Consider the following 12,794-nt stretch of genomic DNA (forward strand, 5'->3'; position numbering starts at 1 on the left):
CTCCATGTTGCGTTTGAAACCATGACGCGCAGCCTCTCGCGGGCACGAAACAGCGGATAGCTTCTTCGTGGAATACTATAACATGGGACCCAACAAGTAGGCTCATGACGGGGACAAAAATGACCGCATTGGTGAGAATGGCAAGGAGAGTGGCCGGTTTTTTCTTCATGCGGGCCGTAAGAATATCCACCTTGACATGACCGCCGTGCAATTCGGTGTAGGCCAGGCCCAGCATGTAGTGCAGCCCGTAGAGAAAGGTGGTCATTTCAAAGCCCCAGATCGTGGGAGCGTTAAATAGATAGCGCATGGCCACTTCATAGATGACAACGACACTCAGGGGAAGGATCAGCAGGGCACATAGCCGACCCTGGCGCTCGACAAAACTATCCACTAAGGAGCTGAAGGGATTGGCCATCTTGAGCATCTCCACATTGGAGTGCCCGCGGCCCCGAAAGGACCGCAGGCATCTGGGCATGTTCCATGGTTGGCAGATTGGGGCGCCTTATTCGGTCACCCGCCCGGAGATATAGACCTCATAGGGCCACGGCGCCACGCCGCTTCGAGCGTCGCGCCACACGGCGTATTCTTCAATGAAGGCTTCCTGAGAATCCAGAACCTTCTTCACGTCGGGAAATTTTTCCTTGAGTGAATCCAAATATTCTTTCGTAGTCTTCCGGAATTGAATGAGAGCGTCCGTGTCCATGCGAACGAATTCGATGCGCTTCTTGAATTCCTCAATGGCCTTGGCATTTAGGGCGTTCACCCAGTTGTAGCTCCAAAGCTGGGTTTCCATGGCGGCAATCTGCACGATCCATTTGAGATCTTCCGGCAGTTCGTCCCAGGCCTTTTTGTTGAAAAACACCGCACATTGGCAGCCCGGCTGATGGACGCCCGGCTGAATGGAATATTTGGTCACTTCGTCAAAACCCATGGGATAGTTGATCGCCGGAGAAGAGAATTCAGCGGCATCGATCACGCCACGTTCCAAGGCCAAATAGACTTCCCCGCCGGGCAGCGGGCTGACCGAAGCTCCCAGCATGTTCATGATGTCCATGTACCAGCCGGGCGTGCGCACACGAAGGCCTTTGAAGTCTTCCATCTTGGTGGCGCGCTTGTTGGAAAAAAGGCCCATTTCCTGTCCCACTTGACCGCAGGGCAGCGCATGCAGTCCAAAACGCCCGTAGAGTTCCTGCATCATCTCCAGGCCACCCTTTTCGTAGAGCCAAATATTGTAGCCTTCGGCGTCCAGACCGAAGGGCACGGAACCAAAAGCCACGAACGCTTCGTTTTTGCCCTTCCAATACCCCGGCCAATCATGGCCCACTTCGGCCGTTCCCTGAGCGACCGCATCAAAGGTCTGCATGGCCGGAACCAATTCGTCGGCCGAAAAGACTTTGATGTCCAGGCGTCCTGCCGAGGCCAACCGAACACTGTCAGCAAAATGTTGGGCGATGTCGTAGAACAACAGCCCCTTGGTCCAAGGCATGACCATCTTCCAGCGAAATGTCTTGTCGGACGGCTTGAAAGTTATTCTCTTGGCCATGTTATGGCGCGGATCTTCTGCAAACTTACCGCGCTGCTTTTTGGCCGCCAGACCCGTTCCCACAGCCAAAAAAAGCGCCAAGACACACACCGTTGCCACAGTAGCCCAACGCTTCATCACACCGTCTCCTTTGCTTGCTTTCGGTAAGGATCATTCGCTCAACGAATTCTTGCCGCCCCGCAAGGCCCTTTTGCTTGGGTTTTCCAGTTTCAAAGGGCAGGCCAAAGCCTCTGGATCTGCTGAAAGACTCTCACCCCCTTTCTTGCGGAGTCCACGGTCGACGCGTCCGCTGAGCGCAACGGGAGGGTGAGCCGAAACGGTGGGGAAAGGCACCTGAGAGGCCAAACAGCCTCGCCACACCTTTTCCCGGAGATAGAACGGGAGACCACGCCGACACGCAACCTGCGCCGCAAGCCCAATCAGGTCGATGGCTTGACCACACACTTTGCACAGCCTTCCCAGAGTGTCAAGAAAAAATTTCACAAAATGCCTTGAAAAACTTTAGGAAGCCTGCTAGGCTGCCCACGTACCGGGCCGCCTCGCCCCTCGAAATGGTCTCAATGTCATGTGGTCTTACCAACTGCCATCCTGCCCCTCGGTCCGTGTTTTGGCCTCTCAGACTGTGGGCTCATTGTCCCGGTGGGTTCTTTAATGAGAAACAAATCTCGCATGGAGGAACACATCATGGTCTCGAAGCATTTCATCAAGGCTTTGGCGGATGTGGTGGGCAAGGACAATGTCTTTGTGGACGAGGCGGATCGAGCGGTGTACGCCTATGATGCGGCGGTTTTGGATCCTGTGGTGCCCGCCGCGGTGGTGCGGCCCGTTACGGCCGAAAGCCTGGGGCGTGTGGTTCGCCTGTGTCACGATAACGAGGTGCCGCTGACCGTTCGCGGTGCTGGCACGAATCTGAGCGGCGGCACCATTCCCAAAGCCCACGGCGTGGTGGTGCTCACCAATGCCCTCAACCGCATTTTGGAACTCAACGTAGAAGACCTTTACGCCGTGGTGGAACCCGGGCTCATCACGGCCAAATTTGCCGCCGCCGTGGAAGCCCACGGCCTCTTTTACCCTCCCGATCCCGGAAGCCAGGCCGTGTCCACTCTCGGCGGTAACGTGGCCGAAAACGCCGGAGGGCTGCGCGGTTTGAAATATGGCGTGACGCGCGACTATGTGATGGGTCTCGAATTTTTTGACGCTCACGGAGACGCCATCAAGACCGGGGCACGCACGGTCAAGTGTGTGACGGGCTACAACTTGGCTTCCCTTCTTGTGGGATCGGAAGGCACGCTGGGGGTCATTTACAAGATTGTGCTCAAACTCATCCCTCAGCCACAGCACCGAAAATCCATGATGGCCATCTTTGACAGCGTCTCGGGCGCGTCCCAAACCGTGGCGGCCATTATTGCGGAAAAAATTCTTCCGGCGACGTTGGAATTTTTGGATAATTTCACCATTCGTGCCGTGGAGTCTTTTTCGCGAGCCGGGCTGCCCACGGACGCCGCTGCCATGCTGCTCATTGAAGTGGACGGTCACCCGGCGCAGGTCGAAGAGGATGCGGCCAAGGTAGAAGCCATTTGCCGCCGGCTGGGTGCGCAGCGGCTTCGCGTGGCCCAGACGGCCCAGGAACGAGACAAGGTTTGGGAAGCGCGCCGAGCGGCCTTATCGGCCCTGGCCAAGCTCAAACCCACGGTGGTTTTGGAGGACGCCACGGTGCCACGAAGCCGAATTCCCGACATGGTGCAAGCCGTGCAAGAAATTGCGGCCAAATACAACCTGACCATCGGCACCTTTGGCCATGCCGGGGACGGCAACCTGCATCCCACCATCTTGACCGACCGGCGCCACACCGAGGAGTGGCATCGCGTGGAACGGGCGGTGGAAGAGATCTTTGATCGAGCGCTGGCATTGGGCGGCACCCTGTCCGGCGAACACGGCATCGGGTTGGCCAAGGCACCCTTTATGGTCAAGGAAACCACGCGGGCCACTTTGGAATATGCGCGTCGCATCAAACGGGCTTTGGATCCCAAAAACATTTTGAATCCCGGCAAGGTGATCGGGGAGGCGTGAGATGGCCAGCATGAAGGATCTGGCTCGGCTGGTGCGGGAATTGGAAGACCAGATGGTGGTGTGCATGCGCTGTGGCATGTGCCAGGCTGTGTGTCCGCTGTATGCCGAAACGGGGCGAGAAGCCGACGTGGCGCGCGGCAAGTTGGCGTTGCTGGAGGGCCTTTCCAAAGAGATGTTTCGCGATCCCCGAGGGGTTTCGCAGCGGCTGCAGCGGTGCCTTTTGTGTGGATCCTGTGCCGCCAATTGCCCCAGCGGCGTCAAGGTGCTGGACATTTTCTTGAAGGCGCGAGCCATTCTTGCCGGCTACATGGGGCTATCCCCCGTCAAAAAGCTCATCCTTCGTGGCATGTTGGCCAATCCCGCCTTTTTCGACAAGGTGACCGAATGGGGAGTCCGGTTCCAGGATCTTTTCACCAAGCCGGCCAACGAGGTGTTGGGAACCTCGTGCGCTCGTTTTGTGTCCCCGCTTCTTGGTGGTCGGCACATCAAACCTTTGGCGCCCCGCCCTTTTCATGCGGAGGTGGCTTCGCTGGACACTGCTCCCGGTTCTTCCGGCCTCAAAGCCGCCTTTTTTGTGGGCTGTCTCATTGACAAGATTTTTCCATCGGTCGCCCATGCGACACTCAAGGTGCTTCGCGCTCATGGAGTCGGCCTGTATGTTCCTGACAATCAGGCGTGCTGCGGCATTCCGGCGGCCTCCTCAGGAGACATGACGACCTTTAAAAAACTCGTGCGGCACAACCTGGATCGATTTCCCTTGGATCGGTTCGATGTGCTGATCACTTCATGCGCCACCTGCACGGCCACGCTTCGCAAGGTCTGGCCCGTCCTTTTTTCCGAGGACGACGCCGACCTTGTGGCCCGCGTGCGCCGCCTCAGCGAAAAGACCATGGACATCCATGAATTTCTCATTCAACGCCTGGGTCTGAACCTACCTGCAGCCAGGCCGGATGCCACGGCCATTCCCGTGACGTATCATGACCCCTGTCACCTCAAGAAATCCCTCGGCGTGTTTCGCGAACCTCGACAACTTCTCCAGGCCCATTCGGGCGTTCGCTTAGTGGAAATGGCCCAACCCGATTGGTGTTGCGGTCTGGGTGGCAGTTTTAGCCTGGAACATTACGATCTTTCGTCTAAAGTGGGTCGTCGAAAGCGGGACATGGTGGCTGCGACGGGAGCGCGCATTTTGGTCACGGCCTGTCCGGCCTGTATGCTGCAGTTTCATGATCGATTGAGTCAAGCCGGGGATGCCGTGAAGGTGCGGCATGCTGTGGAAATTTACGCGGAGAGTGTGGCATCGTGACTGTCCTTCCCGTTAAACCCATCAAGCCCAAGCGGGTTGCCGACGAAGTGGCGCAGCAGTTGACCGAGCTCATCTACCGTGGGTTTTTGAAACCCGGGGAGAGGCTACCTTCGGAACGGGAGCTGGCGCGGCAGCTTCAGGTGAGCCGTCCCACGGTGCGCGAAGCCATCAATCAGCTCACGGTGATGAACCTGGTGGAGCAGCGCCACGGGCAAGGCACCTTCGTGCGCAGCCTGGATCCGTTGCACGAAAATCCCATGGCCACATTCATGGAGGGTCAGGATGTGACCTTGGAGCACATTCTGGAAGTGCGCATGGGGTTGGAATGCACGGCGGCGGCTCTGGCCGCCACGCGGGCCGACGATCGGGACATTGAACACCTGCGCACCAGTCTGGAAGCCATGAAGGCCGATATTGCTGCAGGAGGGTTGGGTCACGAACCGGATATCACCTTTCACATGGCCGTGGCCTATGCCTCCCGCAATCCCGTCCAGATTAAGGTGATGCGCAGCCTCTATGATTTTCTCTTTTTCGGCATTCGCATGAATTTGCAAAAACTTTACGAAGACCCCGACAATCTTCCACGAATCATTGCACAACACACGGCGATCTATGAAGCCATACGGCATCGGGACAGCGAAGAGGCTCTCAATGCCATGCGGTGTCACATCGGGTTCGTGTTGGATTTCTTTCGATCGCGTCAAGCACCATGATGGCATGATGGTTCGAAGCCTGAGTATCATTTTCGGATTTCTGGCTTTGGGGGATGCGGTGAGCTATGGGCTGGCGTTGCCCATTCCCGGCAATGTCATCGGCATGATGCTGCTCACGTTTTCCCTGTGTCGTGGTTGGGTTGACCTCAGAAGTGTCAAACCGGCCGCAGACCTTTTCGTGCAGAACATGGCTTTCTTCTTTGTGCCGCCGGGCGTGGGGCTCCTCCTTTATCTGGACCTTTTGTCCCGCGAATGGGTTCCCTTGGTGGTGGCTTACGTGGTGAGCACCGTGGTGGTGCTTGGGGTCGTCGGCTGGGTGACGCAAAAAATGGAGCGCCGATGATGGGATTTTTCACGAGCAAGGCCTTTTCCGTTTTTGTGACCTTTTTTGCCTTCTATGTCGCGCAGCGCATCTATCAGCGGTTCAAGTTCTTCTGGCTCAATCCCGTTCTTCTTTCCATTTTGGGACTCATGGCCTTTTTGACCCTCACGGGGATTCCTTACGAAGACTACTTTCAGGGCGGACAGATCATCAGCTTCTTTCTCGGCCCCGCGGTGGTGGCCTTGGGTGTTCCTCTGTATGTGCAGATGGAAGAAATTCGAAAGCGCGGCCGCGCCATTGGAGTCTCCATGGCAGTGGCGGCCGTGGTGGGGGTGCTGAGCGCCGCCGGCACGGCGGCTCTTTTGGGGGCCTCGCTTCCTGTGGTCGCCTCCATCGCGCCCAAGTCGGTCACGACGCCCATTGCCATGGGCATCGCGGAAAAGATCGGAGGTATTCCCTCGCTGACTGCGGCCATCGTCATCGCCACGGGCATTCTCGGCGCCGTGATCGGCCCTGGTGTTCTTCGCCTGTGCGGCGTGCGGCACCCTGTGGCCTTTGGGCTGGCCATGGGGGCGGCGTCCCACGGTATTGGAACGGCTCGAGCTGTGGAGGAAGGGGAAGTTCAGGGGGCCGCGGGGGGCCTGGCCATATGTCTCAACGGCATCGCCACCGCCGTGGTGACCCCGGTCCTGATGAAGCTCATTGTGCTGTGGGTGCGTCCGTAGCCATAGGATCTCGACCAGGGAAAAAATCAGGAAGCAAGGAGCACGATGATGGCAGCAGACGATTATTTCGACTGGACGGAAAAGCTGTTTGATCCCGAGGCCATCTTTTTCAAACCCGAGGCGCTCAAAGGCATAAGAGTGCTGGAGTTATGCACGCGGGTGTTTGGGCCCGTGACCGCCGATCTTTTGGCGGACCTGGGGGCTGAGGTCATCAAGATCGAGCTGCCCGGTGTGGGGGACCTCATGCGCTACGTGGCGCCTCGCGGATTTTTCTACAAGAACATTTCCCCCGCTTTTACCCATATGAACCACAACAAGTATCACGTGGCCATCGACATCAGAAAACCGAAGGGGGCGGAACTCTTAAAACAGCTCGTGGCCCGATCGGACGTTCTGGTGGAAAACTTTCGTCCCGGCACCATGGACCGTTGGGGCGTGGGCTATCGGCAACTCAAGGAGCTCAATCCGCGGCTCATCTATCAGGCCAACAGCGGGTTTGGGCAATGGAGCACGTATCGGGATCGGCCGTCCTATGACGCCACGTCCCAGGCCATGAGCGGCTTTTCGGCCACCACAGGTTTCCCGGGCCGCCCACCCCTCAAGATCGGCATCTGGATTGGCGACTACACGGGAGCGCTTTTTGCCACGCTGGGCATTCTCGCGGCGCTTTACGCCCGTTCCAGGACAGGGCAGGGCCAGATGATCGATGTGTCCCAAGGGGAAAGCCTCATTCGCATTCAGGACTGGACCTGGCTGTTGTGGAGCCTTTTTGGCAAGGAAAGGCGTCGCGTGGGCAATGTGGATGTGGCCATGGTGCCTTCGGGGGTGTTTCGAGCGAAAGATGGCTTTGTGGCCGTATCCGCCGTCGATGACGGGTCCTTTCAAGGACTGTGCGAGGCCATGGGGGCTCAGGACCTGCGTGACGACGAAGAGATCGAGAGCCTCTGTGGGCGTCTTAAGGAAGAAAACCGGGACAGAATTTATGAACGCCTGTCCCGGTGGGTGGCCGACCACACGGTGCGCCAAGTGGAAGATCTGGGTGTGCGGCACGGTTTTTCCGCCCAGCGCGTGGCCTCGGCGCGGGATCACTACGAGGATGAGCACCTTCGGTTTCGTCGAGCGGTCTGGGAATTTGAAGACCCTCTGTACGGTCCCGTGGTGGAATACGGGCCGGGCCCCAAACTTTCGGAAACCCCAGGACGCATGCGCTGGATCGCCAGGCCCGTCGGGTTTCATAACGACTACATCTTTCGCACCCTGTTGGGCCTGGATGCCGATACCGTCAAAGCTCTCACCGACGAAGGCATTGTGGGCACATGGGCCGATCGCATCGGCGCCAAACCTCCGGAAGACTGGAATGGTCAGGCGGGACGCGTCTTCTGAAGGAAACCTTACAGGTACGGAAAGGGCAAACCATGAACGAAACCACCACGACCTGGTTTGATTGGGCAAAGGCCCACTCCGATCCTTGCCAGGCGGCGCAGCACCCCGAAGCGCTGGATAATCTTTTGGTTTTGGACCTGAGCTATATGAGTTTCGGCGGCTTGGTTGCCTCATCCATCTTGGCGGAATTGGGCGCTCGAGTCCTTCGCATCGAACCGCCCGAGGGGGATCCAGCTCGGCACTTCAGTCCCTTCGGCTTGACCCATCAGGACACGGGCCTGGCGTACCTGGTGGAAGGGCGAAACAAGCACCACATCACCTTGGACCTAGAGGAGGAGGAAGGCCGGGACATCTTCACAAAGCTCGTAGCCCACGCCGACATTGTCATCGAAACCTTTGAACCCGGTTTCTTGGACGCCTTGGGGATCGGTTACCGCCACCTTCGAGACCTTCAGCCGCGCCTCATCTATGCGGCGTTGCACACCTACGGCCAGTTCGGTCCCAAGGCCCGCCAGGGGCGGCAAGCGTCGGAAATTGCCAACCAGGCCTACTCCGGCCTCATTCACATCAATGGAGAACCTGAAGACGCACAGCGCTCTGCGCACGCCGTGCCCACCAAGGTGGGTAGTTGGTACGGCTGGTACGCGGAAGGCCTCTTTGCCGCCTACGGCATTCTGGCCGCCCTTTTGTACCGGGAGCGGTCCGGCAAAGGGCAGATGGTGGATGTTTCCGGGGCCGAATGCATCATGAAGTTCATTGATTACAACATGGGCTGGTACCACATGGGAGGCGGGGTCAAAGAAAGGCTGGGCAATTACGACCCTTCGGTCTTTCCCTACACCTTTATTCAGTGCAAGGACGGCTACACCTTTTTGGCCGCCTACAACGACGAAGCCTTTGCCACTTTGATGGAAATCATCGGCCGTCCGGAACTCACGCAGGATCCTCGATTTTCCACCTTCATGCAAAGGACAAGCTATGAAAGCGAGGAGGCTCTGCAGCAGATTCTCGAAGAATGGAGCCTTCAGTACACCGTGGATGAGGTGATCCATATGGTGGCCGAAGCCACGGCCAAAAAGGAGGGGCGTGCCGCTGCGGTGGTGACGGGGAAAGTCTGCCGTCCGTCTCAGACCTTTGCCGAACAAAATTGGTGGGATCGGGGTGTCTTTCAAAAGATCCATGATCCCGTCTACGGAGACCTGGCCCTGCAAGGACCGGTGTGGAAAATGACGGGCACGCCTCCGCGCCTCAAATGGGCGTGCCGGCCCGTGGGAGCCGACAACGAAGCGGTCTACGGGCGCCTGCTGGGCCTGGGCCATAGCCAATTGGAGCGGCTAAGGGCTTCCGGAGTCATCTGAAAAGCCTTTTGAAAGCGGCCCTGTGACGCCCTGTTCGGGGTTTGTATCAATTGGCGGATTGGGTCACACCTTTTTCCACTTTTGGCAGGCGATAGAGCGATACAGAACGTTTTCGCGCTCTATGGAAGGGCCGAGAGGCGCGATGGGGCGTATGCGTTCGTGCCGCTCGCGCCAATCGGCCTGTGGAGTCGGCTTGTGGAAAAGGGTCACCCGGCGCGATGGGGTCTCGTGGGTTGCGCCACGCCTTCCAATGCCTTCCCGCAGCTTCCCCATCACAAGAACGCCAAAAGGCGCGAGGCCGATTTGTCTTGCTTGGCCAAGTTGCCTTCTCGCACAGGCCCATGGGGCGTCGACGGAGTCCATAACGCCCGTTGTTTCAAAAGCCTGTGGCGGGAAGGTCTGCGCTTCCAGCAATCCCGCCCACCGATCGCCTCGTCGGCCCATGGGCCGAAGGGCCAGGCGCAGCTTCTTCAAGACGGCCAGGCCATGATCATGGCCGGGTTCTAGAACCACGCTTCAAGGATCGGTTTACCGCCAATCCTCACTCGAGGCCAGGTACGCCTCCACCCATGGAACCATGTCCATGAAGTTTCCCTTTTCGGGCGCATCGGTGGTGCCGATGCGGTGATGAATCACGATGCCGCGGTCGGCGCAGTACTTTTCCAAGGAGGGTTTCGGCCGGCTGGCGATCAGTAACGCCTTCACTTGAGCGCCCCAGGCGAAGTGAGGGCCGTCGCCGCCGCTGTCGCCCATGATGATGATCCGCCCGGCAGGAATACCGCTCTTTTCGGCCACCGCCGCGGAATTGGCGGCCTTGTCCTGAATTTCGTGCAGAGGCAAAAAGATGTGAGGGTCGGTGGGCCCTTTCGGGTAGCTGATAAACGGGTGCGCAGACAAGGCCGGCACCGGTGGTAGGAGCGCCTGAGCCAACATCCGCTGGTAGTAGCCTTTCATTCCCGTGGTGTTCAGCATGAACAGGATCCGGTTTTCATGACACCACCGAATGAATGGGGCGGCTCCGGGATAGGTCGCAAAGGAGGCCTGAAGGTAGGCGTCCATCATGTCCTCGGTTACCGGTCCCGGCATCATGGCCTCAATGCGGCGGATGGCCTCACCTAATGAAATCGTGTTGGACGTGTACTGCCGAAAGATGGTTGTCAGCGGATCTTTGAGGTCGGGATAGTTAAAAAAAATGCAGTCAAAGGGGCCGCTCGGAGCCAGGCATTCACTCCAGTCGGACGAAAACAAAGCTCGATAGGAATCCTTTTGAGCCATGACCCACTCCTTCCTTGTGCGAAAAGGTTTTTCACCACCATGGGCAAGCCCTGCCAAAAGTCAAGACAAAGATGAGTTTCACGCGACGTTACCTCTGGGAGCCTGGAAGGACTCAGATGGATGGCCTGGTCGCGGCGTAAACCCTGGCTCGGAGCGTGTTCGGAAATCACCTTAGGTCTCATGGCGACAGCCGTCACACCAGGTAGCGGCTCACCGACTTCACTTTCGGCCATTCCCCGCAGAGTTTCGACAAGCCGCCTTCGCATCCGCTTCACAATCCCCCGCGTATGTCACACGACACGGTTGGCCGGATCGCTGGCCGGGTCGTTGTACCAGGCAAAGTAAGCTTCGGTGCCTTTGTGGCCGGATTGCACTGGCGCGTTCTTTCGAGCTTTGGAAATCTTGAAGTCCGTTGTTTTCACGCCCAGGTGTCGATGGAGATGGTCCGGTGCCGGTCATCGTTGTGCAGATGATAATTGTTGGGCGTTGAGCATGGTCTGAAGCAGATTGAAGCCATAGGAAAAGAAATCGTCCACGGCTTCGAGTACCGGTTTAGCCTGATCACGAAAGACGGCGATTTTCCGAGCCGAATCCAGCCGAAAACCCAAGGTTTGCTTGTTGTAGATGTAGGGACTTACATCGATTACTTTGCGCTTCAGGCTGGTGTTGTGCTTGGTGTAGTAATCCGTAAGGCGCCCGTGGCTGGCGACGACGGCGGGATCCAAGTAGCGCAGGCGATCAAAAAGCTTGACGGGGTAGTTGTCGAGCACACCTCCATCCACGTACACGTCCCCTCAAGGACTGAGGCGCGACGTATAAAAGAGGGGAATCGACATGGAAATGCGCACGGCGTCGGCCACGCACATGCGCGGCGTGTGTTCGTAGGAGAAGAATTCACAGAAATGGGTGGAGATGTTGGTTCCTATGAAATAAAGGTCACGAAAACCTTTGGCCGCCTTTTGCCGATGGACCTGAAGAAAAGTGGCTTCCGAATGGCCGGCCTTGTGAGCGATGATTTCGCCGATCCACTTTCGAAAAGCGTTTCCCTTGTACCAGCCGAATTCGTAGATGAGCCGGTGGATGTCGCGCACCACGCCGAAATCGTCGTCCATGAACTTTCCGAAGTTTATGTAACTGACCGCTTCCCAGATTTTTGACGGCATGTCATTGAGCCCAACCATGACGGCGGTAATGGCCCCTGCGGACGTGCCGCCGACTCGAAGGATTTGTGGAAGGATGTTTTTTTCTTCCAACACCTGAAGGGCCCCCACATGGGCGATGCCCTTCATGCGGCCGCCTTCGAAAACCAGATTGCGAAAAGGGTAGCCCATGGCCGGTTCCTTTGCCTTCCTATAACATCCGTGCAGAACCGGCTCAAGTCGGCGCTGGCGGTCTATTCATTCAGCCCTTGCCGTCGACATCAAAAGAGGGGATGTGCTAAACGCGTTGAGGAAGAGCATGTATTCTGAGGTTGTCCGGGAAGGATATGGGGGCGGTGAACCTTTCGAGAGGAGTCTTTCATGAATGAAAAGTTCAAATTTTTTACGCCGGTTCGTGTGCGGTACGCGGACACGGACGCTCAGGGGCACGTGTTCTTTTCCAACTATCTCGTCTACTTCGACCAGGGGCTCACGGACTACCTTAAAGCCATTGGCTACGGCTACGATGCCATGCTGAATGATGGGTACGATTTTTTCTATGTGGAAGCCCAGTGCACCTACAAGGGAAGCGCCCGATTTGATGAGGTGCTGCATGTGCATGCGCGCATTACCCATATCGGCAGAACCAGCTTCACTTTTCATTTTGCCATTCACAAGGCGGACACGGACGCCTTGATCACGACGGGCCGCATTGTGGCCGTGGCTGTGGAAAAAGGAGGGCGTCAGCCGGTGCCCGTTCCGGAAAAGCTGCGTTGCGCGGTGGAAAAATACGAAGGGGAGCCTCTTTCCTCATGAGGCGGGCCCAGGGCTTCGCAGCCTTGAGAAGAATTTCAACCCGCCGCATCCCTTCCGCATAAGGACGGGATTCAGGGTTTCCATTCCGTCGCAGCGCCGCACCGCGCGACGGGTTTCGCGACGTACGCCGCTTCGATACATTCCCTT

The 12,794-nt window shown here is 57.6% G+C and carries 14 protein-coding genes; 8 read left to right on the top strand and 6 right to left on the bottom strand.

Annotated elements, in window-relative coordinates; genetic code table 11:
• Positions 1-475: TRAP transporter small permease subunit (locus EDC27_RS05830; protein WP_123289699.1), on the bottom strand; the 475-nt coding region annotated here is incomplete at its 3' end.
• 27 nt (positions 476-502) lie between these two features.
• A complete protein-coding gene (locus EDC27_RS05835) occupies positions 503-1,660 on the bottom strand; it encodes a TRAP transporter substrate-binding protein (protein WP_123289700.1) in 1,158 nt (385 codons plus the stop codon).
• 567 nt (positions 1,661-2,227) lie between these two features.
• Between EDC27_RS05835 and EDC27_RS05845 the strand changes: the two genes are divergently transcribed.
• Genes EDC27_RS05845 through EDC27_RS05875 form a run of 7 tightly spaced genes read left to right on the top strand, consistent with a single transcriptional unit; the run spans position 2,228 to position 9,417 of the window.
• Complete coding sequence (locus tag EDC27_RS05845) at positions 2,228-3,613, top strand: FAD-linked oxidase C-terminal domain-containing protein (protein WP_123290101.1); 1,386 nt, start codon at positions 2,228-2,230, stop codon at positions 3,611-3,613.
• Between the two features lies 1 nt (position 3,614).
• Positions 3,615-4,916 (top strand): (Fe-S)-binding protein, encoded by a 1,302-nt coding sequence (locus EDC27_RS05850; protein ID WP_123289702.1) that lies wholly within the window; start codon positions 3,615-3,617, stop codon positions 4,914-4,916.
• Entirely contained in the window at positions 4,913-5,629 is a 717-nt protein-coding gene (locus EDC27_RS05855) for a FadR/GntR family transcriptional regulator (RefSeq protein WP_123289703.1), read from the top strand. Before EDC27_RS05850 ends, EDC27_RS05855 begins: the two co-directional genes overlap by 4 nt.
• Positions 5,630-5,633: 4 nt before the next feature.
• Positions 5,634-5,972 (top strand): CidA/LrgA family protein, encoded by a 339-nt coding sequence (locus EDC27_RS05860; protein ID WP_211334786.1) that lies wholly within the window; start codon positions 5,634-5,636, stop codon positions 5,970-5,972.
• The gene (locus tag EDC27_RS05865; RefSeq protein WP_123289704.1) at positions 5,969-6,676 is read left to right on the top strand and encodes an LrgB family protein; all 708 of its coding nucleotides are present in this window, start codon (positions 5,969-5,971) and stop codon (positions 6,674-6,676) included. The genes EDC27_RS05860 and EDC27_RS05865 overlap by 4 nt, the downstream gene beginning before the upstream one ends.
• Positions 6,677-6,721: 45 nt before the next feature.
• On the top strand, positions 6,722-8,059 hold the full coding sequence (locus EDC27_RS05870) for a CaiB/BaiF CoA transferase family protein (RefSeq protein WP_123289705.1): 1,338 nt from the start codon (positions 6,722-6,724) through the stop codon (positions 8,057-8,059).
• 32 nt (positions 8,060-8,091) lie between these two features.
• On the top strand, positions 8,092-9,417 hold the full coding sequence (locus tag EDC27_RS05875; RefSeq protein WP_123289706.1) for a CaiB/BaiF CoA transferase family protein: 1,326 nt from the start codon (positions 8,092-8,094) through the stop codon (positions 9,415-9,417).
• A 528-nt stretch (positions 9,418-9,945) separates the two neighbouring features.
• Here the strand turns inward: EDC27_RS05875 and EDC27_RS05885 are convergent.
• The 4 genes from EDC27_RS05885 to EDC27_RS16230 form a co-directional block, all read right to left on the bottom strand.
• On the bottom strand, positions 9,946-10,692 hold the full coding sequence (locus tag EDC27_RS05885; protein WP_123289708.1) for an HAD family hydrolase: 747 nt from the start codon (positions 10,690-10,692) through the stop codon (positions 9,946-9,948).
• A 290-nt stretch (positions 10,693-10,982) separates the two neighbouring features.
• A complete protein-coding gene (locus tag EDC27_RS16720; protein ID WP_281273120.1) occupies positions 10,983-11,114 on the bottom strand; it encodes a hypothetical protein in 132 nt (43 codons plus the stop codon).
• 33 nt (positions 11,115-11,147) lie between these two features.
• Positions 11,148-11,474, bottom strand: a complete 327-nt coding sequence (locus tag EDC27_RS16225; protein ID WP_211334787.1) for a hypothetical protein — start codon at positions 11,472-11,474, stop codon at positions 11,148-11,150.
• 12 nt (positions 11,475-11,486) lie between these two features.
• Positions 11,487-12,023, bottom strand: coding sequence for a patatin-like phospholipase family protein (locus EDC27_RS16230; protein WP_211334788.1), 537 nt, complete (start codon positions 12,021-12,023; stop codon positions 11,487-11,489).
• Between the two features lie 189 nt (positions 12,024-12,212).
• Between EDC27_RS16230 and EDC27_RS05895 the strand changes: the two genes are divergently transcribed.
• Positions 12,213-12,647: an acyl-CoA thioesterase gene (locus tag EDC27_RS05895; protein ID WP_123289709.1), complete on the top strand. Its 435-nt coding sequence runs from the start codon at positions 12,213-12,215 to the stop codon at positions 12,645-12,647.
• Positions 12,648-12,794 lie beyond the last annotated feature (147 nt).

The sequence above is a fragment of the Desulfosoma caldarium genome (assembly GCF_003751385.1).
In the GTDB taxonomy this organism is placed as follows: Bacteria; Desulfobacterota; Syntrophobacteria; order Syntrophobacterales; family DSM-9756; genus Desulfosoma; species Desulfosoma caldarium.

What these genes read in the sequence shown, in the direction of transcription:
- EDC27_RS05860 (WP_211334786.1), top strand. Translation starts at nt 5,634, where the DNA reads ATGATGGTTCGAAGCCTGAGTATCATTTTCGGATTTCTGGCTTTGGGG.
- EDC27_RS05870 (WP_123289705.1), top strand. Translation starts at nt 6,722, where the DNA reads ATGATGGCAGCAGACGATTATTTCGACTGGACGGAAAAGCTGTTTGAT.
- EDC27_RS05895 (WP_123289709.1), top strand. Translation starts at nt 12,213, where the DNA reads ATGAATGAAAAGTTCAAATTTTTTACGCCGGTTCGTGTGCGGTACGCG.
- EDC27_RS16230 (WP_211334788.1), bottom strand. Translation starts at nt 12,023, where the DNA reads ATGGGCTACCCTTTTCGCAATCTGGTTTTCGAAGGCGGCCGCATGAAG.
- EDC27_RS05850 (WP_123289702.1), top strand. Translation starts at nt 3,615, where the DNA reads ATGGCCAGCATGAAGGATCTGGCTCGGCTGGTGCGGGAATTGGAAGAC.
- EDC27_RS05845 (WP_123290101.1), top strand. Translation starts at nt 2,228, where the DNA reads ATGGTCTCGAAGCATTTCATCAAGGCTTTGGCGGATGTGGTGGGCAAG.
- EDC27_RS05875 (WP_123289706.1), top strand. Translation starts at nt 8,092, where the DNA reads ATGAACGAAACCACCACGACCTGGTTTGATTGGGCAAAGGCCCACTCC.
- EDC27_RS05865 (WP_123289704.1), top strand. Translation starts at nt 5,969, where the DNA reads ATGATGGGATTTTTCACGAGCAAGGCCTTTTCCGTTTTTGTGACCTTT.
- EDC27_RS05835 (WP_123289700.1), bottom strand. Translation starts at nt 1,660, where the DNA reads ATGAAGCGTTGGGCTACTGTGGCAACGGTGTGTGTCTTGGCGCTTTTT.
- EDC27_RS05885 (WP_123289708.1), bottom strand. Translation starts at nt 10,692, where the DNA reads ATGGCTCAAAAGGATTCCTATCGAGCTTTGTTTTCGTCCGACTGGAGT.